The 21,560-nt window shown below is 44.4% G+C and carries 20 protein-coding genes; 8 read left to right on the top strand and 12 right to left on the bottom strand.

Features of this window, described 5'->3' with window-relative positions:
• Positions 1-4: 4 nt before the first annotated feature.
• The 9 genes from nuoK to LEP1GSC050_RS16755 are packed head-to-tail and all read right to left on the bottom strand — an operon-like array spanning position 5 to position 6,453.
• On the bottom strand, positions 5-340 hold the full coding sequence (nuoK, locus tag LEP1GSC050_RS16795) for an NADH-quinone oxidoreductase subunit NuoK (protein WP_010568912.1): 336 nt from the start codon (positions 338-340) through the stop codon (positions 5-7).
• Positions 337-945: an NADH-quinone oxidoreductase subunit J gene (locus LEP1GSC050_RS16790; protein WP_010568911.1), complete on the bottom strand. Its 609-nt coding sequence runs from the start codon at positions 943-945 to the stop codon at positions 337-339. The genes nuoK and LEP1GSC050_RS16790 overlap by 4 nt, the downstream gene beginning before the upstream one ends.
• Entirely contained in the window at positions 939-1,997 is a 1,059-nt protein-coding gene (gene nuoH / locus LEP1GSC050_RS16785; protein WP_010568910.1) for an NADH-quinone oxidoreductase subunit NuoH, read from the bottom strand. Before nuoH ends, LEP1GSC050_RS16790 begins: the two co-directional genes overlap by 7 nt.
• 6 nt (positions 1,998-2,003) lie before the next feature.
• Positions 2,004-3,293, bottom strand: a complete 1,290-nt coding sequence (nuoF, locus tag LEP1GSC050_RS16780; protein ID WP_010568909.1) for an NADH-quinone oxidoreductase subunit NuoF — start codon at positions 3,291-3,293, stop codon at positions 2,004-2,006.
• Positions 3,294-3,304: 11 nt separating this feature from the next.
• Positions 3,305-3,784 (bottom strand): NADH-quinone oxidoreductase subunit NuoE family protein, encoded by a 480-nt coding sequence (locus LEP1GSC050_RS16775; RefSeq protein WP_010568908.1) that lies wholly within the window; start codon positions 3,782-3,784, stop codon positions 3,305-3,307.
• Positions 3,784-4,998: an NADH-quinone oxidoreductase subunit D gene (locus tag LEP1GSC050_RS16770; RefSeq protein ID WP_020987571.1), complete on the bottom strand. Its 1,215-nt coding sequence runs from the start codon at positions 4,996-4,998 to the stop codon at positions 3,784-3,786. The genes LEP1GSC050_RS16775 and LEP1GSC050_RS16770 overlap by 1 nt, the downstream gene beginning before the upstream one ends.
• A 5-nt stretch (positions 4,999-5,003) precedes the next feature.
• Positions 5,004-5,528 carry an NADH-quinone oxidoreductase subunit C gene (locus tag LEP1GSC050_RS16765; protein WP_010568906.1) on the bottom strand — a complete coding sequence of 175 codons (525 nt, stop codon included), beginning with the start codon at positions 5,526-5,528 and terminating at the stop codon, positions 5,004-5,006.
• The gene (locus LEP1GSC050_RS16760) at positions 5,525-6,085 is read right to left on the bottom strand and encodes an NADH-quinone oxidoreductase subunit B (protein ID WP_010568905.1); all 561 of its coding nucleotides are present in this window, start codon (positions 6,083-6,085) and stop codon (positions 5,525-5,527) included. Before LEP1GSC050_RS16760 ends, LEP1GSC050_RS16765 begins: the two co-directional genes overlap by 4 nt.
• Positions 6,076-6,453, bottom strand: coding sequence for an NADH-quinone oxidoreductase subunit A (locus LEP1GSC050_RS16755; protein ID WP_020987162.1), 378 nt, complete (start codon positions 6,451-6,453; stop codon positions 6,076-6,078). Before LEP1GSC050_RS16755 ends, LEP1GSC050_RS16760 begins: the two co-directional genes overlap by 10 nt.
• 461 nt (positions 6,454-6,914) lie before the next feature.
• On the opposite strand from LEP1GSC050_RS16755, the gene LEP1GSC050_RS16750 reads away from it, so the two are divergent.
• Positions 6,915-7,379, top strand: coding sequence for a MaoC family dehydratase (locus LEP1GSC050_RS16750; protein ID WP_010568903.1), 465 nt, complete (start codon positions 6,915-6,917; stop codon positions 7,377-7,379).
• A 47-nt stretch (positions 7,380-7,426) separates the two neighbouring features.
• The gene (locus tag LEP1GSC050_RS16745) at positions 7,427-7,852 is read left to right on the top strand and encodes a MarR family winged helix-turn-helix transcriptional regulator (RefSeq protein WP_010568902.1); all 426 of its coding nucleotides are present in this window, start codon (positions 7,427-7,429) and stop codon (positions 7,850-7,852) included.
• Positions 7,853-7,894: 42 nt separating this feature from the next.
• On the opposite strand, the gene LEP1GSC050_RS16740 is transcribed toward LEP1GSC050_RS16745, so the two are convergent.
• Together LEP1GSC050_RS16740 and LEP1GSC050_RS16735 are read right to left on the bottom strand one after the other, a co-directional pair.
• Positions 7,895-9,589, bottom strand: a complete 1,695-nt coding sequence (locus LEP1GSC050_RS16740) for an HsdM family class I SAM-dependent methyltransferase (RefSeq protein WP_084695328.1) — start codon at positions 9,587-9,589, stop codon at positions 7,895-7,897.
• A 170-nt stretch (positions 9,590-9,759) separates the two neighbouring features.
• Entirely contained in the window at positions 9,760-10,719 is a 960-nt protein-coding gene (locus LEP1GSC050_RS16735) for an ankyrin repeat domain-containing protein (protein ID WP_010568901.1), read from the bottom strand.
• 209 nt (positions 10,720-10,928) lie between these two features.
• Between LEP1GSC050_RS16735 and LEP1GSC050_RS16730 the strand changes: the two genes are divergently transcribed.
• Together LEP1GSC050_RS16730 and LEP1GSC050_RS16725 are read left to right on the top strand one after the other, a co-directional pair.
• Complete coding sequence (locus LEP1GSC050_RS16730; RefSeq protein ID WP_010568900.1) at positions 10,929-12,419, top strand: amidase; 1,491 nt, start codon at positions 10,929-10,931, stop codon at positions 12,417-12,419.
• Between the two features lie 677 nt (positions 12,420-13,096).
• Complete coding sequence (locus tag LEP1GSC050_RS16725) at positions 13,097-13,993, top strand: class I SAM-dependent methyltransferase (RefSeq protein WP_040911421.1); 897 nt, start codon at positions 13,097-13,099, stop codon at positions 13,991-13,993.
• 281 nt (positions 13,994-14,274) lie between these two features.
• Here LEP1GSC050_RS16725 and LEP1GSC050_RS16720 read toward each other — a convergent pair whose 3' ends face one another.
• Entirely contained in the window at positions 14,275-14,613 is a 339-nt protein-coding gene (locus LEP1GSC050_RS16720) for a hypothetical protein (protein ID WP_010568898.1), read from the bottom strand.
• 645 nt (positions 14,614-15,258) lie between these two features.
• Between LEP1GSC050_RS16720 and LEP1GSC050_RS16710 the strand changes: the two genes are divergently transcribed.
• From LEP1GSC050_RS16710 to ileS, 4 genes are all read left to right on the top strand, one after another.
• The gene (locus LEP1GSC050_RS16710) at positions 15,259-15,738 is read left to right on the top strand and encodes a flavin reductase family protein (protein WP_010568896.1); all 480 of its coding nucleotides are present in this window, start codon (positions 15,259-15,261) and stop codon (positions 15,736-15,738) included.
• Positions 15,739-15,933: 195 nt separating this feature from the next.
• Positions 15,934-18,168, top strand: coding sequence for a phosphoribosylformylglycinamidine synthase subunit PurL (gene purL, locus LEP1GSC050_RS16705; protein WP_010568895.1), 2,235 nt, complete (start codon positions 15,934-15,936; stop codon positions 18,166-18,168).
• Positions 18,165-18,809, top strand: coding sequence for a leucine-rich repeat domain-containing protein (locus tag LEP1GSC050_RS16700; RefSeq protein ID WP_010568894.1), 645 nt, complete (start codon positions 18,165-18,167; stop codon positions 18,807-18,809). Before purL ends, LEP1GSC050_RS16700 begins: the two co-directional genes overlap by 4 nt.
• 6 nt (positions 18,810-18,815) lie before the next feature.
• Positions 18,816-21,560 (top strand): isoleucine--tRNA ligase, encoded by a 2,745-nt coding sequence (gene ileS / locus LEP1GSC050_RS16695; protein WP_010568893.1) that lies wholly within the window; start codon positions 18,816-18,818, stop codon positions 21,558-21,560.

The following is a 21,560-nucleotide window of genomic DNA, read 5'->3' as shown; positions in this document are numbered from 1 at the left end:
TTTATCACCATTTCATTAAGTTCATTTCGTCGACAAAGCTGGTCTTTTTCTTCCGCTGAATCGCAACGACGAGAGCCAAACCGATCGCGGCCTCGGCCGCTGCGATGGCCATTACGAAAAATACGACCACTTCTCCTTGAACTTGATACAAGGCCTTAGAGAAAGTTACGAATACTAAATTTACCGAATTTAAAATGAGTTCGATGGACATGAATATCACTACGGCGCTTCTTCTAAAAAGAACTCCGGCGACTCCGATCGTAAAAACGATACAGGCCAAAATTAAGATATATTCCACTGGTATTCCCGAGATTGTCGGATTGAGCACGGCCGGATTCATTTTTCGCCTTCCTCGGGTTTTTTCCCTAAATTCTTCTTTCCTAATATAACGGCGCCCAACACTGCTGTGAGAAGTAAGATGGACAAAATTTCGAACGGAAGAAGGTAGTCCAAGAACATGGAAGTTCCGACTACTGCAGTATTTCCCTCCACTTTCGTGCTTTTTGTAGCTCCATTCTGCGTTATATCGTATTCATAATTTCCGGTTTTAGAATATCCATGCGGGGAAGATCGAGTATTCGGAATTCCTTCCCTTACCGAATTGATTAAAACGACTCCTAACAGAGCCACAAAAAACAAAAGAACGCCTTTCTTTAAGGGATGAGTCCAAAGTTTAAAGGCGCTTTCGTCGTGCAAGGATAGTAGCATCAGGACAAAGACGACCAATACCATAATCGCGCCGGCATAGACGAAGACCTGCATCGTTGCCACGAAGACCGAACCCAAGACCGCATAAATTCCACTTAACGCGAAGAAGGCGAGAACTAATAAGATCGCCGATGTGATCGGATTCGGATGAAATACGACGCCTAGAGCCCCCGCAATGATAATTCCGGAGAAAATAAAAAACAGTAGCAATTGAGGATTATCGAAGAGTCCTACCATTTCCAAAATCCATCCATACCTATGTAAGCGCTAGCGACTACGATATTGGCTACGGCCCAAGGAATCATCGTCTTCCAACCGATCGTCATGAGCTGATCGTATCTAAACCGGGGCAAAGTCCAGCGGACCCACATGAAAAGGAAGGCAAAAAAAAGTACCTTTATCGCAAAGAGCGCAATCCCGAACAACGCATGAAACGATGAGCCTTCCAAAATACCGAACGGGACGTTATACCCTCCAAAAAACAGAAGGGTAACGACGCAACTCATCGTGATCATATTCATATATTCCGCAATAAAGAAGAGAGCGAATTTAAAAGCTCCATATTCGGTATGAAATCCCACAACCAATTCGGACTCCGCTTCGGCTAAGTCGAAAGGAAGTCGATTCGTTTCGGCGAACATCGCCACCGCAAAGATGGAAAACGCGATGAACCCGGGAAGTTTGAAGATATTCCATTGCCCGATCTGTGCGTCGTTAATATCAGTTAATCGTAATGAACCGGTAAGAATAACGATCGCCGCCACGGACATACCTAACGGAAGTTCGTAACTGATCATTTGGGCGGTCGAACGAATCCCACCGATTAAAGAATACTTATTATTGCTGGACCAGCCGGCGAGAATAATCCCGTACACCGAAAGACTTGAAACTGCAAACAAGAACAGAATCCCGGTATCCGGATTGGCGATTTGTAAATCCAAAACGCTTAAACCGGTTTTTTCCGTCACCCAACTCGGTAAAGGCAAAACCCCGCCTAATGGAACCACGGCCCAAGCCATAATCGCGCAGGTCATCGAGATTGCCGGAGCAATCAGATACATTACCTTATTTACATTCTTCGGAAAAATTTCTTCCTTCGTAAGGAATTTAATCCCGTCAGCAAGCGGTTGTAAAAGTCCGAATGGCCCAGCCCGATTGGGGCCTTTTCGATCCTGGATATACCCTGCCACTTTCCTTTCTGCAAGCGTATAGTAAGCGCAGGCGGTGATAAAGACTCCGAAAAAGAGCGCACTTTTCAGTAACCAAAAAAGAATCTGGTTCCAATCCATTCTAATTTATACTCCTGATGCGGCGGAAGAAGGGGCGAGAGCCTTTTCCTTTAGTCTTGCCTCGAACTCGTGACGGAATTTCTGAATCGTAGGTCTGACAGCACCCACGCAAGCATCGGACAAGGGACAAATAGTAGTTCCTCCTTCCATATTTTTAGAAAGGGAAAGAATCAATTCCAAGTCCTCGCTCGTTCCGTCTCCTTTTCGAATTTTATCCAAAAGGTCTCGGACCCAATGAGTTCCTTCACGACAAGGGGTACATTGCCCGCAGGATTCATGTGCATAAAATCTTGCAAATCGATAAGTGGTTTCGACGAGATCAGTTCCTTCACCGATTACTATGACCGCTCCCGAACCTAGCATCGTTTTATGAGCCGCCATGGATTCAAAATCCATATTCGCTGTCTTACACTCTTCCGCAGTCAGGATTGGTACGGATGAACCCCCCGGAATCACGGCTTTTAGAGGTTTGTCATCCAACATCCCGCCGCAAAGATCGTTGATTAATTCCATCAACGGAGTTCCCAATACGATTTCATAAACCCCGGGTTTCTTTACATGTCCGGAAACTGAAAAGAGTCGGGTCCCCGGCGATTTTTCAGTTCCGATTTTGGAATACCAATCGGCGCCCTTATCCATGATATGAGGAACGGTAGAAAACGTTTCCACATTGTTCACGACAGTCGGGCATCGATATAATCCCGAAACTGCGGGAAAAGGAGGCTTTAGCCTCGGATGTCCTCTCCGACCTTCGAGGGAATTAATTAGAGCGGTTTCCTCTCCGCAAATATAGGCTCCGGCTCCGGCATACAGAACTAAATCGAAATCGAATCCGCTGCCGAGTATGTTTTTTCCCAGATATCCTTTTGCGTAGGCTTCGTCTATGGCCTTCTGCATAGAGTCGATGCCCTTGTTAAACTCTCCGCGAATATAAAAGAATCCTTTATTAGCGCTAATTGCTTTTGCGCCTATTACCATTCCTTCGATGATCTGATGCGGAAGTTTTTCGATCAACTTCCGGTCCTTAAAAGTGCCGGGTTCCCCTTCGTCGGCATTGCAAATAATGTATTTCGGTTTAGGAATATCCTTCGGGATGAACGACCATTTCATTCCGGTCGGGAAACCGGCTCCACCCCTTCCGCGAAGACCGGATTTCTTGACGATATCCACAATCTCTTCCGGTTTTAGCTGGAGGGCCTTCTTCATTCCGTCGTATCCGTGGACTGACTCGTAAAATTCGAGTTCATTGGATCGAGGATCGTCGATGTATTTGGTGAGAATTCTCATTTCGGCCATATCGATCCCCCTTAACCGAGACTCTGAAGAAGTTCGTCCACTTTTTCGAGAGTTAAATTTTCATAATATGCTTCGTTGATCTGCACCATCGGAGCATAACCGCAAGCCCCGAGGCATTCCACCTCTTCCACCGTGAACTTTTTATCCGGAGTAGTTTGGCCTAACTTGACTCCGAGCTTGGAACAGATATGCTTTTCTATCGCATCATTCCCGCGAATATAACAGCTCGAGGTGCCGCATATTTGAATATGAAATTTTCCGACGGGTTTTTTATTATAGAGAGTATAAAAGGTCGCCACTCCGTAAACTTGAGCTAAAGAGATCGGCGCTCCGATTTTTCCCGCAAGATATTCCATCCCTTCCCGATCCACATAACCTTTTTCCTTTTGAAGAAGGTACAATCCCGGAAGAATCACACTCCGCTTATCCGGAAACATCTCCAATAGTTTACCGAATCTTTTTTCGGATTCCTGGGAAAACTGATAAGGCATTAGCAATCTAGCTCCCCTGCAATAACATTAAGCGAACTCATTGTTGCGATCGTGTCCGCGAGTAGACCGCCCTTCACCAATTCCGGAAAAGATTGATAAAACCAAAAGCAAGGACGACGAACATGAACTCGCCAAGGAGATTTTTCTCCTTCCGAAACGATATAAAAACCCAATTCCCCATTGGCCGCTTCCGTAGCTTGATAATATTCACCCGGAGGAACCTTAATACCGTGCATAATGAGTTTGAAATGGTAGATCAACTCTTCCATATTATGATATACTTTATCTTTCTCGGGCAAATAGATATGAGGAAGATCCGCGTGATGAGGTCCTGCAGGAATTCCTTCCACTAATTGTTCTATGATTCGGATGGATTGGCGCATTTCTTCCATTCGAACCAAAGTACGATGAAAGACGGAACCATCCTCTCCGATCGGAACATCGAAGTCGACCTTATCGTAAAACATATACGGATCATCCTTACGGGCATCCCATGGAACTCCGGCCGCCCTCAAATTGGGACCGGAATATCCGTACGCAATCGCGTCTTCGGCGGCAATGCCTCCGATTCCCGCAGTTCGATCCATAAAGATTCTATTATTTACTAATAAACTCTGGAACTCTTCGATTGCGGGTTTGAGACCCTTACAGATGGTTCGAACTTCGTCGGCGAATTCCGGATAAATATCCTTCTCCAGTCCGCCGACTCGACAGAATGTGGTGGTCAACCTGGCTCCGGTCAGCTTTTCCAAAACCTGATAGATATTTTCACGATGGTGAAACAAATGCAGCATCCCGGAGAAAGCGCCCAAATCCACGCCGAGGATTCCGTTACAAATAATATGATCCATGATCCTGGACAGTTCGGATACTATCATCCGGACGTACACCACCTTATCCGGAACTTGGATACCCATCATCTTTTCTACGGTGAGAATCCAGCCGATATTGTTTAGCGGAGTAGAGACGTAGTTCATTCTATCCGTGCAAACTAGAAACTGGTTATAGGTGTATTTCTCGCCCAGCTTTTCAAAACTACGATGAACATATCCGATGACGGATTCAACGTCCACGACCCTTTCCCCGTCGAGTTGAATGACGTTCTGGAGAATTCCGTGGGTCGCCGGATGCGACGGTCCAAGGTTAACTAGCAAATGACCCTCGGGCAAATGCTTGAATTTGGAGCCGAAATGTTCGGCCGTCTTTTCATACATGATCGTCATCCTGCCTCCATATCATCCTTGATGTGAATCGTCAGTAGGTCTTCGATCAAATAATCTTGGCCGAATCCTTCTAACGGAAAATCTTTTCGCAAAGGATGTCCTTGGAAATTGTCGGGCATGATCAGCCTTTCCAACTGGGGATGATTGTGGAACGGGATACCGAAAAGATCGTAAACCTCTCGTTCCGGCCAGTTCGCACCTTTAAAAATAGTTACGATACTAGGAACTCCCTCTCCTTCCGAAAGAGGAATCTTGAATTGGACTCGAGTGGATGATTTATTTCCTGACCGCAAAAGATAGCAGACTTCGAACCTCGGCTCTTTCTTTCCTAACCAATCTATTGCGGTTAGGTCGTTCAGATAATTTAGTTCTATTCCCGGCGCCGTTTTAAGAGCGTTGAAGACGGGGACGATTCCTTCGGCTTTTAGGAAGAATACCGGGAGGTTGGAGATAACCTCTTCTTCCTTATAGACGTATTGGGGAAACTTGTCTTTGAGGAAGCGATCTATCGTTTCTTTCATCGGACGACCAAAGGTTTGTTTCTTTCATTGATCTCCCGAATTTTACTCATCACTTCCTGTCGTCTCGCTTCCAAGCCTTGGGTTTTAACTTTCTCTTGAAGCTTAATCACCGCATCCAGAAGAGCTTCCGGTCGAGGAGGACATCCAGGGACATACAGATCAACCGGAAGGATCCTATCGATTCCTTGGAGAACCGAATAGGCGTGAAACATTCCCCCGGAAGAAGCGCAGGCGCCGTAACTGACCACGAACTTCGGCTCCGAAAGTTGATCGTAAATCTCGCGAAGAACAGGCGCCATTTTATAAGTAATCGTTCCTAAGACAAGAATCATATCGGCCTGTCTCGGCGAAAACGAAGGACGCTCCGCACCGAATCTGGCGATGTCATAGTCGGAGCAGGAAGTACTCATATACTCGATCCCGCAACATGCAGTGGCAAACGGATACGGCCAAAGGGAGTAACTTCTACCCCAATTAATGATCGTATCCGCACTAGCGACTTGAACCATATCGCCGTACATCTGACCGGGCTGATTGAGTTGATCGTTCAATCCCATTCTAACGCCCCCTTTCTACGTATATAATATAAACCGACGACTAAAATAAAAATAAAGACGAACATCTCCACCAATAGAAACGGACCGAGACCGGCCTCCTTAAACGCTTTTAAGTTTACCGCGTAAGGAAAAAGAAAGACTGCTTCGATATCGAAGAGTATAAACAGAACAGCTACCAAATAAAACTTAATATTAAATAAACCTTTCGCGTCGCCGTAATACGGGACTCCGCATTCGAAAGTATCGTGGGGCTTGGATTTTTTCTTAGGATTTAAGAGAAACGCGAGGCCGAGGATAAGGGCGGAGAATCCTACTCCGAGAAGGAATTGTATCAGGAGGGGGCCTAAATGTTCGGGCGAGCTTCCCATATCTATCCTACTTCTATCGGAACCTGCGTGGCGGCAACTGTCAATCCTTTTGAAACATAAATAACGAAAAGAACGCAAATGAGATTTATTCTCCGACTTCCGGCCTGACGGACCTAAAAAGCACTCTCTATTCGAGACGATAAGCTGCGGTCTGGGGATAATTTTTTTACGGATTTGTATTCCCTCCTTCACATCACCGAGATGAAAAAGACCGATTCTTCCGAGTGGAAGGTTAGCAAAATGGAATATATTTTTCGCCCGGATATTATGATGATGGAAGGATTGATCGGCCTCTGCCTTTACCTTATGTATCAAGTACATCGAAAATTTGGCGATAGCCCTGCAAACAAAGTATAACCGACGTAACGACCGTTCTGTTTTTGATCTAAAAAGTTGGTGACAAAACCATCTACTTCCGACAGCTTCAATAAAATCCCGCGCGAGCGGTGGAGGAAGTCGCGATGGCCAAACTCGTTTTATCCAGTTTTGCGGAATTAGAAGCCTATGTCGGAAAGGAGCTCGGAGTTTCCGCTCCCCATGAAATTACGCAAGAGCAGATTAATAAGTTTGCGGAAGCCACCCTCGACCATCAGTGGATACATACCGACCCTGCTCGCGCTGCCAAAGAATCTCCCTTCGGGACAACCATAGCGCACGGATATCTGACTCTTTCTATGGCCCCCTACCTACTTTCCCAGATTTTAGAACTAAAAAATATCAAAATGGGAATCAATTACGGGATGGAAAAACTACGATTCCTGGATCCGGTGAAAGTCGGTTCTAAACTCAAACTCCGTGCAGAACTGATCGAGCTAAAAGACCTTCGGGGTACGGCAAGAATGACCCTAAAACTCAGCTTCGAAGTGGAAGGTGCGCCTAAGCCGGCGGCAATCGGAGAGGTCATCTACCTCTACCAATTCGCTTAACCGAAAACATCCCTAAGTTCTGCAGTTTCGAAGATAGAAAGATATAAATGAATCCCCGAACAATAATTTACTTAATTTCGCGTATACGAGACGAATTTCATCGGCACTTAAATCGGGAACTCAAGGAAAAAGGCCTCGGACAATTGTCCACTACTCACGCCGATATACTTTTTGCGTTAGCGATGTCTAAGAAAGTTCCGATGCAAGAAATTGCCAAAATGATCGACAGAGACAAATCGACTTTAACGGCGCTGGTCGATAAATTGGAAGATCTAGGATATGTGGAGCGTGCAAGGGATGACGAGGATCAGAGAGTAGTAAATCTCCAGCTTACGAAAAAAGCCTACTCGATACGACCCATTATGCTCGGTATTTCAAGATCGCTTCTTTCCGGATTGTATAAAGGATTCTCGGAACCCGAAAAAAAAGAACTAGTCCGACTGCTGGATAAACTTTATAAGAATTTAAAATAATTCCCGGAAGCGGATAATTCCGGTTTAAAATTTCGATTTTCGTTACAAATAGAAAAATTCCTCGATGGAAACGAGTAGTTGTCTTTCGGCGGGGTTCTTTCCGACTATTTGCTCCGGCTTTCTACGTCGACCCGGAGTCCAAGGATGGAGTAGTTCCCTGTATTTGGATAGAAGAGAACCGATTTTTTCTTTTTCCAATTCTTGTAACTTTCTGAAATCCGGCACGATTAAGGAATTCAAATCTCCCGGCTCCACTTTTCTCAAGCCTTGAGCGTATTCCCTAGTTCTGGATTCCAATTCCTTATGAGCGTGAGGCGTGATTAAATATGCGAACAAAAGATCCTCATACTCCTGGTATCCCGGCTTTGCAGTAAAACCGTGAAAACAGGTAAGATTTACCGCCGGGCTCGAATTCAGTACGAATCGAATATCCTCGCGATGAAAGGAAGTCGCTAAGATCCTGGAAGGTTCCCTGCTTTCTTGCGAGTGCCAGGGTCTTCTTCGAGAAGGAAGAAAACGATTAGGAACTCCTCGCTTAATTCCTTCCTCCAGATATTTCTTAATTCCTTTATGATTGTCTATACTTCGAACTTCCTTGGCGTCTAAAAGCCAGACCTTAGCGCCGCCCGATCGAAGTATATTCCAATCATCGCCGGTAAAGAAAGGAGAAAGTGCATATTGAGCTTTTGGAATAGAGGAACGAAGAAATTCGGACGGTATCTGTAAATTCAAAACTTCTTTTTCGGAAAGTAGAAAAAATCCATTGTCCCCTGTGGCGATTCCTCTGCGAAATTTTCCGAACTCAAGAATCGAAACTCTATCAAGTTGGTAACTCTTCGCCATACTCACATAATTATTGTTAGATGATATTTTCGCATCACTTTTTATTTTATAAATAATATCCTTATCTTTCCGTAGTAATCTAGTCCATTTGTCTCCCGCATTTAAGACTACTTCTCGCCATTCTAAACTTTCAATGGATGTTCCTTCGCCATTAAGTGCCGACGAAGGAACACGCGACCATAAAAATCCGGAAGATTCCGGTTTTAATTTTTCCAAAAACAGTATACAGGAGGAAGTTACGGCACCTGAAAACAAAGACCAGGACGAATCCAAGAAAAGAATTCTTCTAAGAGAATCAGATTCAAGAAGCGCACGTTTAACTGGGATTCCATATCCCGCGTTTAAGAATTCATAAGGAAGGAGTACCGCCGCTCTTCCCCCTTCCTTAAGTAAGGAAAGAATTCTCAAAAGAAAAAAAACGTATAAGTTCGCAGTGCCTGGAATCGAAACCCCTACCTGATTTTTGAATGTTTTTAGCAGATCGTTTCCGAGCTTCGAATGATTGAGTCGCTTGTAAGGCGGATTACACAGAATGGCGTCATAAAGAAAATCCACCCTCGCAGTTAAGAAATCCCCTAAAGTTAAGAACTTCGAGCCGCCTTCCGCTCCACTTTTGTCAAGAATTTGCTGACATTCCCGATATAGAATCGGATCAATCTCCCAACCGTGGAATTCCGTACGAAGGGAACAATCGGTCATGGAAAAAAAAATTCCTTTACCCGCTGCAGGATCTAAGACTCGAAACGGAGAATTAACTTCGAACTTCGATTTTGCGCCTGAAGTCCATTCAACCATTATCCTAGCCAAAGGAGCAGGCGTAAAAAATTGACCTAAGGCCTTGGAGGAAGTAATCAATGTATGTTTCGAAATATTGCCAGTTGACTGAATAAACATTTAGCTTAGCGAGCCGCCCGCCTATTTAGCGTTAATACGACGAATTCGGATTCGAAGATGCTTACAAGCCTTATTGGAGAAATAAAAAAAAGGAGGATTTTTTGCAGGAAATATCTGTAGTATACGCTTAGTATACAGTTGTAATCAGAAAAAAAATTTAAAAAGTGCGACTAAGGGGTTTTAGGTGAAAGTTTTTCGCCAATAAGACGTGCAACTGATTCCAGTTGTACTTCTTTTGCCAAGTCGAAGGCAGTTTTGCCTTCGATATCCGAAAGAGTAATGTCTGCGCCTAAAGCTATGAGCTTCTCCGCCGCGCCGACATTCTTTCGGTAAATTGCCTCTATCAGCGGAGTTTTACCTCGGGCATCCCGCTGATTCAGGTTCGTGCCCGCTTTTGCGAGGATATCGAAAATCTTCGGATCTGTGCCGAGCGTTTCCGTTGCATAGTGAAAGGCGTTTCGGGCTCCGATTTGTTTGGTCCCTTCAGGAGTTTGAATCTCTTTCAGGCGACTTGTAAAAACGGGCTTCGCTCCATTTGCCAATAAGTATTCGGTAATTGCAAGATCGGGGGAAGAAGAAGCTCCGCCGACCGCAAGAAAGAGCGGATATTCCTCTACGCCGCCCGGATCGTGATTCGGGTTTGCTCCGTTCTCAACTAAAAATTTTACGAGAGTTAGGTTCTTATTCCGTATTGCCATATTCAAAAGAGATACAGGATGCTGATCCTCCCCTTTTCTAGCCATGTATTCGACCTGTGCTCCCGACTCGATCAAACGCTTCGCTTCGGCCAGATCATCCATATCCGGGACCTTGACTTTAAGTAGAGGAAGAAGTCGATAGAAAAGGACCGAATTCCCGTCCTGATCCTGAGCGTTTAAGTTCGCTCCATTCTTGATAAGAAATTCGACGACGTCCTCGCCTTCCGCGAGCATAAGGGAGGTCCGACCTTCCTCATCCTTCGCATCGATTCTTGCACCTTGCGAAAGCAGAGCTTCCACTTTCTTTAGATTACCTTCCTTTACCGAAGAAAGAAATTCCCTATCTTGCTCAGGCGTAGCGGATACGGAGAGGGAAAGACATAACGCGAGTAAGATGAGATATCCCCAATGCCTTTTTAGATTTAGAATCATATTCTTCAAGTTCCCGTCAGGTATCCTAAGTGCCCATTTTGATGGGGGGGCTAATTCGGAAAATGAAAATTCCTCATAGTCCGAGAATTGCCTTGACCCGTCGATGTTCGTCCTTACGTTCCTTCTCTTTAGAGAATCGCGAGCGATTTCGTTCCCCTATTATTAGACCGGGTTCGGAAATTATCGGAGAATGAAAGAGGACTGATATTATGGCGAAAGATACGCAAGATTTCGAAGCATATGATGCATTGGGGCTTTCCGAGCTAATTCGCCGAAAAAAAGCTCACCCGAAAGAATTAGTAGAATTTTCAGCTAAGAAGATCGAGACTCTGAATCCTAAATTAAATGCAGTCGTCCAACAAACAATCGAACAAGCAAAAAGTCTCGCAGCTTCCGGCAAAAGCCCCAAGGGACCTTTTTTTGGCGTTCCCATATTACTTAAGGATATCATACATGAAGTCGGAGGGGAAAGAATCACTTCCGGCTCCAAGGCGTATCGTAAACATATCGCCGAATCGGACACGGAATTCGTTTCTAGATTTAGGAAGGCCGGATTCTTATTCTTAGGTACGACTAATACTCCGGAATTCGCTTTGATGGGAATTACCGAACCGAAACTTCACGGTCCGACCCGAAATCCTTGGGACCCGGAACGCACCCCTGGCGGTTCCAGCGGAGGATCGGCCGCCGCTGTCGCTTCCGGAATGGTTTCCATTGCGACGGCCTCGGACGGAGGAGGTTCGATTCGAATTCCAGCGGCTTATTGCGGATTATTCGGATTAAAACCGAGTAGAGGAAGAGTGCCGGTTTATCCGTTAGGAAGAGTTTGGCAGGGAGCCTCTGTTGATCATGTGCTGACAAAATCCGTACGGGATAGCGCGGCAATTTTAGACTTAGTTTCCGGAATCACTCGAGCGGAAGTTTTCTCTTTAGAAAAACCTAAATCTCCCTTTCTCTCCGAGACAAGAAAAGCGCCAGGAAAATTACGAATCGCTTATTCATTTCAATCTCCGATAGGCACAGGAGTGAATGCCGATCATTCGGAAGCGGTTTTAGAAACGGCTAAGTTATTGAAATCCTTAGGTCATAAAGTGGAGGAATCCGCTCCGAAAATAGACGGCAAAAAATTGGCTAAAGCCTATATCATGATGTATTTCGGAGAAGTGGCCGCAGAAATTCAAAAATTAGAAACCGTATTCGGAAGAAAAGCCAAGATGGGAGATGTAGAATCTACGACATGGATATTGGGTTTATTAGGTCGCTCTGTCGGTGCCGGTGAATTTGTCTCGGCAATCCGCTATTGGGATCAAGCGGCTTTTCTAACCGAGGAGTTCCATCGAGAGTACGATGTTTATCTCACACCGGCAACTGCGGAACCCCCCGCCAAAATCGGAGAATTAGCTCCGAAATTCTACGAAGAGATTGCAATGCAAATCATAGGTCGAGCCGGTTTAGGAAAACTTCTATTGGCTACGGGCATGGTGGATCAACTTGTGGAAAAAAATCTATCGCGCACTCCGTTTACTCAGCTCGCTAATTTAACCGGACAGCCGTCGATGTCCGTCCCTTTGTCTCGAACAAGATTCGGCTTGCCGATCGGAATGATGTTTACCGGAGCTCGAGGTCGAGAAGATATCCTAATCCGACTCGCCTCGCAATTGGAAAAAGCAAAACCTTGGGCGAGCATCGCGAAAGTATGAATTTTAAACTCTTCATTTTATTTTGAATCCTCCTGTAAGTTCAGGAATGAATTCGCGGGAAATATCGGCTCCATAAGGATACATATTATAATTTCGTAAATATGGCCTTGGATTTCTGGTACCGCATAGTGGAATAATGCGCTGTCGCATTCCGTTCGGAACGCGTTCACGATAGTCGTAAGAAAATGATAAAATCAAGATAAGTAGATCTCGTTTTTGTTTTTCTACAGGTCAAATTGACCGTATTTATTTCACCCTCAAACTAAATCGGAAAATCGAATGGAATCTTTAGTCGGTTCTATTTTAGAAGGAGTTTTAGTATAAAGCGGGAATTTGCCCGATTTGTACTAGTAAATCCTTCATATTCCAAGAAAGTCTCATAAATGATTTCATAAAATTTGCGACCAGATCTACTTAAAGAAGGGACATTCGGATACCTGTTACGCTTAATACTGTTACTTAAGTGACCATGGCAAAATAAATTTTGTAATTTTAGGTGACAAAGAGGGGCTATTATACTATCAAACGTTCTATAGTATTTTCTAATTTTAAAATAGTGATTTTAAACTGCGCAGCTCGGGATTTAATAGCGATGCGAACGTTGCCCGGATCTAACGTTAGCGGACAATTTAGAAGGCCGTCAGAAATAGCATGAAAATTCTCGAAGGAAGAGTCAATTGAATCAGACTTGTTACCTCTGCAATAGTCAAAGGAACGAAACTGTCTTCGTTGAAAACAGTATCGACATAGTTCGTTGTTTGCATTGCGATCATGTATTCTCGACATACGAGCAAGACGAACATTACGAAGGATATTGGGGTGAAGAAGAGACTTCCTATGATTTAAATTGGTGGGATCTCGCACACAGAGAAATTTACCAGGACTTTATAGAAAAATTTCTATCTTCGCCTAAAGGAAACATTCTGGATGTAGGTTGCGGGCTAGGTTTTTTTGTCAAAATGGTCAATAATAGCCGACCTGGCTGGGACGCTTTCGGCTATGAGATCTCAAACCAAGCGATAAAGTTCGCGAAGGAAAAAAACGGATTAAAAAATGTTTATTCCGGCATCGTCCAAACTAGTAATCTTCCTAAAGCAAAGTTTGATATTATCACGCTTTGGGACGTGATCGAACATATCCCGAAGCCTCACGGTTTAATTACCTATCTGTTCACTTTATTAAAACCCGGAGGGTTTCTATTTATTCAAACCCCTAACTTTCCGGTTCAGCTACGTAAGGCAAAGTTGAAAGTCTGGATCAATGGAATGAGGCCCGACTGTCATTACCTTGAGGCTAAAGACCATATAAATGATTATTCCGAAAAAACCCTAGCTATGCTATCAAAGCAATGCGGATTTTCTTCCGTAGATTTCACTATCCTAAAACCGATCTCCTCTGTTTCCGGTAGTAGTGCGAAATTGGGCGTTCTTTTGAAGAAATTATTTTATTATAGTACTTTAATAATTTGGAAACTAACGTTTAAACGGATCAACATAAATCTTACTCTTTTTGCATTATTTCATAAAAGTACAGAGGCAACTGTTTCTTCCCGATCGAAAACCCGGAGAAGTTAAGGGCGATTAGTTAAAATCGCTTTCGAGAAAGGGCATTTGTAATAAGCGATGACTAAGATAAAAGCGAGCCGGAACGGCGGATATTTGACCCGGATTTAGCGGAAAAATTCAACCGTGAATCTAACTCCAAAATTTATCCGGATCGATAAAAGGCTAAAAAATTCCGAGGCAAAATCTATCATTGCAGTCCACTCTCGACTTAGCTATCGTAAATTATGCTTATTTAAAGCCTGATACAAACTCGCGCCTCGACAAGCATAAAGAAATTCAACGGGCGCGTATTAGCAAATACTTTCTTCGTAATCCATTAATTGTTTTATAAAATACGCATCGTCAAGTCCAGTCCATCGACTTCTAACAATCTGATCGACGATAATTGAATATTTTCCGCTAGTTTTCTTCGTGGCGGAGAGCGCTAATTGAAAAACACCGTCTAAATCTTCATCGCCTTGATATATGTATTCCGCTCTTGGAAGTTCAAAAACTTTTCCAGGCAATCCCGAAATAGTCGTCTTAAATTTTCTTTTTTTCATCTCTTTATCCAGAACGCGATAAGAATCATTTTCCGTATTATGTCTTAGCCCGTTTTTAAGCTCAATTCTAACGGTGAAAAAGGTCATTGGCGGCTCCCCGTAAAGACTTTGCAATATAACATTTATTTATTATTTAGTAAATTATTAATTTCATTAAATTCGATCGAATCTACTACAAATTATCAACAAATTACCTTTCCCGATTTTTTCAAAATATCGGAAATAAATTATAAAATTTCATTCTGCACATTATTTAGGCAATCAATAATTTTCACACTATTATCCGAGATACGCCGATTGGATTATCAAAATAAAAATCTGTCGTCTTGGCCTATATCAAGATCTTCTAACTGAAATTTATTCTCAAATACTCACCGTCGGCCTTAAGCATTAATAAAAATTCGAATTACCTGAACGAAAGAAGCTAACATAGACCGAATGAATTAAAAAACTAGATATTAGAATCTTCGTATCTAAGCATTTTGATTTTTTCATCTAAACGCCTTTCCGAAATAGGTGCACTTTATTCCGAATATAGCATCCGCAATCTGAGAATAAAATTTTTTCCGTATCTAAAAGATACCGCCTGGGTTTCCCAACTGTCGACCCCGAGTAAAATTCACCCAAAAAGCTCATTGACCTCGGTCGGAGATATGCTTTGCATTCCGGAAATTCATTCAATCGATGGGAAGTAACACTTTACAAATCTAGAGAACCAAATCAAATATCCTCATGTCCTTAAGCCATGATGATTTTAAGAATGCTCTTTCTCATTTTTCTTCCGGGGTAACCGTGATTACGTATTCGGATACGACTCGAACGGGGGGGCTTACCGTAAGCAGCTTTACCTCTTTATCTTTGGATCCTCCGTTGATCTTATTCAATTTGCAAAAGAATATCTCCAGCCACGACCCGTTATTGGCCTCGGGAAAATTTACGGTGAATATTCTTTCTGCGGAGCAGGAGAAGTTATCCAACCAATTTGCCTCTGGAAAAATCGATAAACACGAGTTAATCCAAACCCTTGCATGTAGTCTGGGTCATAATGGAGTCCCTTACTTGGAAGGAACTCTATCACGGTTGGAATGCGATTTGGAAAAGCAGGTAGATGGAGGAGATCATACCATCGTAGTCGGCCGGGTTCTTTTTGCCGCTTCGGACGATTCAAAGCGACCTCTTCTTTATTATCGCAGAGCTTACTATGGAATTTAGAAATAAGAGTGAGGCAAGTGCCCGACCCCTTTAAAATTCAGGGTCGACAGCAAACTCGACCCCATTTCGCTTCTCCTAAGCCTTAGAATTTACTCGGTTTCGGAAATACAAAGTTCTTCGCACCGATCGGAGACCGGGCGTATTTAGGTGAAAGTGGTTTCCCTTGGGCCCAGAGCGGGAAAAACTGGTCCCGTAATGGAAAAAGAATCCGTTTCTCTCGAAGACGCCTTAGATCACGGGCTCACGGCGGAAGAATTCGCCAGGATCCAAGAAATATTGGGAAGAATTCCCAACTCGACCGAACTAGGGGTCTTCTCCGCAATGTGGTCGGAGCATTGCTCTTACAAGAATTCCATCCTGCAGTTAAAGACTCTTCCGACAAAATCGGATAAACTCCTGGCACAGGCAGGAGAAGAGAACGCTGGAGCGATGGATATCGGAGACGGACTCGCGGTCGTTTTCAAGATAGAAAGCCATAATCATCCCACTGCTGTCGAACCCTATCAGGGCGCGGCGACCGGCGTAGGTGGAATCATGAGGGACATTTTTACCATGGGCGCAAGGCCTATCGTCTCTTTAAATTCGCTTCGCTTCGGAAATCCGGATGAATCTCGAAATAAATATCTACTATCTCGGGCAGTAAAGGGAATCGGCGACTACGGAAATTCTCTCGGGATTGCGGTGTCCGGCGGAGAACTTTTTATCGATGAGTGTTTTTCCAAAAACCCGCTCGTAAATGCCATGACGGTCGGAATCGTGCGCCATGATCAAATGGCAAGCGCTACCACCGGAGGCAAGGTCGGGAACGCCGTATTTATCGTAGGCTCTACTACCGGAAGGGACGGAATTCATGGAGCTTCCTTCGCTTCCAAAGACCTAACCAAGGAATCCGAATCGAAGCGGTCTGCAGTTCAAGTAGGCGACCCGTTTATGGAAAAGCTCCTGATGGAAGCCTCTCTCGAGACCATTCAAAAAGGCTTACTAGTGGGAATTCAGGATATGGGTGCCGCAGGAATTTCCTGTGCAACCTCCGAAATGAGCGCCAAGGGAAAGACCGGAATGCGGATCGATTTGGATTTGGTTCCTTTTCGAGAAACCGGAATGAACGCCTACGAAGCGATGCTCTCGGAGAGCCAAGAGAGAATGCTCGTCATTCCGATCAAAGGCAAGGAAGAAGAACTCATTTCTATATTCAAAAAATGGAATTTAAATGCGGTTCAAATCGGAGAAGTTACGAACAACGGACTGCTGGAAGTGCATAAAGACGGGAAACTGAAAGTGAAGATTCCGGCCGAATCCCTCGTATTGGGCGGAGGCGCCCCTCGTTACGTTCGGGAAACAAAACGCCCGACATATTTGGATCAGGTGTCCGTTTGGACTCCCCACTCTTTACCGGACTTGCAGGAATCGGGAGAAATCGGTTCTATTTTCTCAAAGCTCTTAGGAGGTTGGAATATTTCCTCTAGGAGACCCATTATCGAGCAATATGACACCGAAGTGGGGCTGGTAAAGCTTATAGGTCCGGGATACGACGGCGGGCTCTCTGCGATTCCCGAGACTGATAGAGCGCTCGCGACCGCAACCGATTGCAACTCCAGATACACGTATCTGGATCCTTATCACGGTACTATATTTGCCGTCTGCGAGGCGGCGCGCAACGTCGCTGTAACCGGTGCCGATCCTCTCGGAGTGACGAATAACCTGAATTTTGCCAATCCATACATTCCGGAAAACTATTATATGTTTTCCGAATGTATCCGAGGGATGGGGGATGCTTGTCGTTTTCTCGGACTTCCGGTTACCGGAGGGAACGTCTCCTTTTATAATGAATCCCCCGAAGGACCCATTTTTCCGACGCCTACTATCGGAATGGTCGGAATTTTGAACAACAAGAAACTAGGAATACGGAATTATCCTCGGAAAGCCGGAATCAAGTTAGCCGTAATCGGAAAATTTCGCCCGTCGTTAGGCGGAAGCGAATTCCAAAAAATCCAGTGGCGGACCGTTCAAGGACGAATCCCTGAGCTTGATCTTTCCCATGAAAAATCGTTGTTGGATTTGATCGTTTCTCTTGGAAAAAATTCTAAGGTGGTTTCGGCCCACGATTTATCCTTGGGAGGAATTGGGATCGCTCTGGCCAAGACGGCAATCTTCTCCGGTTTAGGAATCGAAGCGAATCTGCAGGAACTCCGTCAAAATCGAATCGATTTGACTCTGTTCGGAGAGACTGCCTCTTGCATTCTAATCGGTTTCGAAATGAAAAACGAAATATCGATTCGGGAAGCGACTTTAAACGTAGGACTAGATTTCTTGCCCGTGGGAGAGACCGTTTCAGATGCGAAACTGCGAATCGCCGATTTTAAAGTGGAGATTCCAGTTTCGGAACTTTCAAACCGTTACGAAAGCGGATTAACTGAGGTGTTCAAATGAATTCAACGATTCGATTACTCGTTGTCCCGATTTTATCCGGACTTCTACTCTTCGGAAATTCCTGTAAAAGATCCGCAGAAGATATCCTTTCCACGGCTTCTCAAACTCCTTTGAAGATCGAAAAGTTGGATCTGGGGTTACAGAAATTAGGCACCATCCCTCAAGTATTATTTACGTTTCCGAATCTTAAATGGCTGGATATTCGATTGAATCGACTCGAAACACTTCCCGAAAATCTAGGGGATTTGGAGCAATTGGAATATTTAAACGTTTATGGAAACGACTTAAAGCAATTTCCGACTTCCTGCGCACGATTAGGAAAATTGCATGTCCTCTTTGCGGGAAATAACGACTTTGAAAGGATTCCGCCGGAATTAAAAGGACTTTCGCTCGAAGCTATCTATTTCGATCAAAACAAATTGACTTTGAACGAATCCGATATTGATTTATTAGGAAATTTGCAACAACTTCAAATTCTGGATTTGTCAAAAAACAGAAACATAATAGCCCTCCCTAAGAATCTAAACCTGCTCGCGAATCATCCGAAGTTGCGGGTTCTTATCCTGAAAGATTCGGGACTTAGAACTGCCGACGTGAATGCTGCGCGCAAATTACTCCCTAAGGTCCGTATAGAATTTTAAATATCCATGAAAGAAGAAGAGAATAAAAATCCGTATTCAAGCACAGTCATACTTCCGCAAACCGACTTTCCGATGAAGGCCGGTCTGGCCACCCGCGAACCGGAGCAGATCAAAGAATGGGAGGACGGACATCTTTTTCGTAGAATGCGAGAAAAGAGGAAGGATAAACCCCAATTTGTCCTTCATGACGGCCCGCCTTACGCCAACGGAAATTTCCACACGGGCCATTCGCTCAATAAAATCCTAAAGGATATGATCGTTAAATCCAAGGCTCTTTCCGGATTTAATACCGATATGATACCGGGTTGGGACTGTCACGGATTACCGATAGAGGTACAAGTTCTCAAAAATCTGGGGAAGAAAGCCAAAGAGATCGGCCCCGAAGAACTTCGAAAACTTTGCCGCGACTATGCGGAAGAATTCGTGATCAAGCAAGGACAGGACCTTTCTCGCTTTTTATGTTTTTGGGAAAAAGGCCGCATTTACAAGACGATGAGTCCCGATTTTGAAGCGAAGATTGTGGAGATCTTCGGCGCTCTATTCGACGAAGGTTATATTTATCGCGGGAAAAAACCGGTTTATTGGTGCATCGAATTAGCGACCGCCCATGCGGAAGCGGAAATCGAATATCACCCGCATAGATCCCCTTCGATTTACGTGAAATTCCCGGTAAAGGGGAAGGATAAAAGTTATTCCTTAATTTGGACGACCACTCCTTGGACCTTACCGGCAAACCTAGCGATCAGCTTTAATCCTAGATTCTCATATTCGTTCTATAAAACACCGGAAGGAGATTCCCTTTTACTTGCGGATGGATTGAAAGAGGCGGTTGAGAAAGCCACGGGAGTCTCTCTGGAAAAGTCGGCCGACGTTACGAATCAAGACCTTGAATCGATGGTATTTCAACATCCCTTTTTGGATCGAGATTCAATCCCTCTATTCGGAGAACATGTTACTCTCGATGCTGGAACCGGTGCAGTGCATACGGCTCCCGGACACGGACAAGACGATTATAAAGTAGGATTAGCAGCAGGATTGGAACCCTACTCTCCCGTAGACGACTATGGCAGATATACAGACGAATTCCCGATGATGAAAGGAACCAAAGTTTGGGATGCAAATCCTAAAATCGTGGAGCTTCTAAAAGAAAAAGGTTTATTGCTTCACTATTCCGAATTCGAACATAGCTACCCTCATAGTTGGAGAAGTAAAAAACCTCTCATCTTCAGAGCGACTCCCCAATGGTTCTTTCAAATCGATTACAAGGGCCTACGGGAAAAATCGCTTGAAGCGATTGATAAAGTCCAATGGATTCCTAGCTGGGGAATCAGCCGAATTCGGTCGATGGTGGAGACCCGACCGGATTGGTGTCTGTCTCGCCAAAGAAATTGGGGGGTCCCGATTCCTGCTTTTACCTGCGAAGAATGCGGGGAAACTCATTTGGATTCCGATTCAGTGCGTTTCTTCACGGAGATCGTAAGACAGAAAGGAATAGAGATTTGGTATACCGAACACGCAGACGTCTTGCTTCCCCCTGGTACAAAATGCGGAAAATGCGGTTCGTCATCCTTTAGAAAGGGAAAGGACATCCTGGACGTTTGGTTCGATTCGGGCGTGTCTAACTTTGCCGTATTAAGCGAACGAGGCTCCGAACCTCCGGCGGACCTTTATCTGGAAGGGTCGGATCAGCATAGGGGCTGGTTTCAATCGAGTTTGTGGCCGTCAATGGCTTTACGAGGAATACCTCCGTACAAATCCGTATTGACTCACGGTTATGTTCTGGATGAACAAGGACGAGCCATGTCAAAATCCTTAGGAAACGGAATCGATCCTACCAAGGATATTATCAACGTCTACGGCGCGGATATTTTAAGGCTCTGGGTAAGTTCTCAGGATTTTCGGGACGATGTTCGGGTCGGAAAAGAAGGCCTTAAAACGATCGCGGATAATTACCGGAAAATTAGAAATACGTTCCGCTATCTGCTGGGAAATTTAGCCGGTCATACGTCCGAGCAAAATTTAGCAATCAACGAATTAGAGGAAGTGGATCGATATTACTTATCCAGATTGGCGAATCTGACGGAAGAGCTGAAAGCATATTACGAAAGCTACCAGTTCCACCAAGTTTACCAAAAACTTCTTCTCTTCTGCACCGTTACGTTATCTCAGGATTATTTCGAGATGATACGGGATAGAATGTACTGCGATCGACGGGAATCGAAAACGAGACGTTCCTCCTCTACGGTTTTGCAAATTATATTGGATACTCTCTGTATTTATTCGGCTCCGATTCTAAGCTTTACGGCAGAAGAAGTATGGAAGGAAAACGATAAGAAAGACTCGGTCTTCTTGGAAGACTTTCCCGATTTATCGAAAGTTCAAGATCCTAAATTGGAAGCGGATTTTGAAAGAACCTTAGCTGCTCGAGAGATCGTTCATAAAGCCCTCGAAGTCGCAAGACAAGCGGGAAAACTAGGAAAGTCTCTGGAAGGTGCGGTCGAACTGACCGGGAATGGAAGTACCGAACTCAAGAATCGTTTTTCAAACGCCGCATTGGAACTGATTTTTACCGTATCTCAGGTTCGCTTCGATAAAACGGATCGAGAAATTCTCGCTGAACATTCCGACGAAGAGTTTGCGGTCAGAATCGTCAAACCGAAAGAAGGCGAATGTCCTCGTTGTTGGAGACACCCTGCGGAAGAACGGAAAGGAGAACTTTGCCTTCGCTGCGCTGAAGCCGTCTCGATCTAA

The sequence above is a fragment of the Leptospira broomii serovar Hurstbridge str. 5399 genome, from assembly GCF_000243715.2.
Lineage (GTDB): Bacteria > Spirochaetota > Leptospiria > Leptospirales > Leptospiraceae > Leptospira_B > Leptospira_B broomii.
Note: the sequence above shows the minus strand (reverse complement) of the source record. Positions and strands in the feature narration are given on the sequence as shown.

Excerpts from the sequence above, each read along its gene's own strand:
- LEP1GSC050_RS16745 (WP_010568902.1), top strand. The coding sequence starts at position 7,427 with ATGAATCCCCGAACAATAATTTACTTAATTTCGCGTATACGAGACGAA.
- LEP1GSC050_RS16755 (WP_020987162.1), bottom strand. The coding sequence starts at position 6,453 with ATGGGAAGCTCGCCCGAACATTTAGGCCCCCTCCTGATACAATTCCTT.
- nuoH (WP_010568910.1), bottom strand. The coding sequence starts at position 1,997 with ATGGATTGGAACCAGATTCTTTTTTGGTTACTGAAAAGTGCGCTCTTT.
- LEP1GSC050_RS16710 (WP_010568896.1), top strand. The coding sequence starts at position 15,259 with ATGTCCTTAAGCCATGATGATTTTAAGAATGCTCTTTCTCATTTTTCT.
- LEP1GSC050_RS16720 (WP_010568898.1), bottom strand. The coding sequence starts at position 14,613 with ATGACCTTTTTCACCGTTAGAATTGAGCTTAAAAACGGGCTAAGACAT.
- LEP1GSC050_RS16750 (WP_010568903.1), top strand. The coding sequence starts at position 6,915 with ATGGCCAAACTCGTTTTATCCAGTTTTGCGGAATTAGAAGCCTATGTC.
- LEP1GSC050_RS16740 (WP_084695328.1), bottom strand. The coding sequence starts at position 9,589 with ATGTTTATTCAGTCAACTGGCAATATTTCGAAACATACATTGATTACT.
- LEP1GSC050_RS16760 (WP_010568905.1), bottom strand. The coding sequence starts at position 6,085 with ATGGGATTGAACGATCAACTCAATCAGCCCGGTCAGATGTACGGCGAT.
- nuoK (WP_010568912.1), bottom strand. The coding sequence starts at position 340 with ATGAATCCGGCCGTGCTCAATCCGACAATCTCGGGAATACCAGTGGAA.
- LEP1GSC050_RS16775 (WP_010568908.1), bottom strand. The coding sequence starts at position 3,784 with ATGCCTTATCAGTTTTCCCAGGAATCCGAAAAAAGATTCGGTAAACTA.
- ileS (WP_010568893.1), top strand. The coding sequence starts at position 18,816 with ATGAAAGAAGAAGAGAATAAAAATCCGTATTCAAGCACAGTCATACTT.
- LEP1GSC050_RS16735 (WP_010568901.1), bottom strand. The coding sequence starts at position 10,719 with ATGATTCTAAATCTAAAAAGGCATTGGGGATATCTCATCTTACTCGCG.
- LEP1GSC050_RS16770 (WP_020987571.1), bottom strand. The coding sequence starts at position 4,998 with ATGTATGAAAAGACGGCCGAACATTTCGGCTCCAAATTCAAGCATTTG.
- LEP1GSC050_RS16700 (WP_010568894.1), top strand. The coding sequence starts at position 18,165 with ATGAATTCAACGATTCGATTACTCGTTGTCCCGATTTTATCCGGACTT.
- LEP1GSC050_RS16790 (WP_010568911.1), bottom strand. The coding sequence starts at position 945 with ATGGTAGGACTCTTCGATAATCCTCAATTGCTACTGTTTTTTATTTTC.
- LEP1GSC050_RS16730 (WP_010568900.1), top strand. The coding sequence starts at position 10,929 with ATGGCGAAAGATACGCAAGATTTCGAAGCATATGATGCATTGGGGCTT.
- nuoF (WP_010568909.1), bottom strand. The coding sequence starts at position 3,293 with ATGGCCGAAATGAGAATTCTCACCAAATACATCGACGATCCTCGATCC.
- LEP1GSC050_RS16765 (WP_010568906.1), bottom strand. The coding sequence starts at position 5,528 with ATGAAAGAAACGATAGATCGCTTCCTCAAAGACAAGTTTCCCCAATAC.
- purL (WP_010568895.1), top strand. The coding sequence starts at position 15,934 with ATGGAAAAAGAATCCGTTTCTCTCGAAGACGCCTTAGATCACGGGCTC.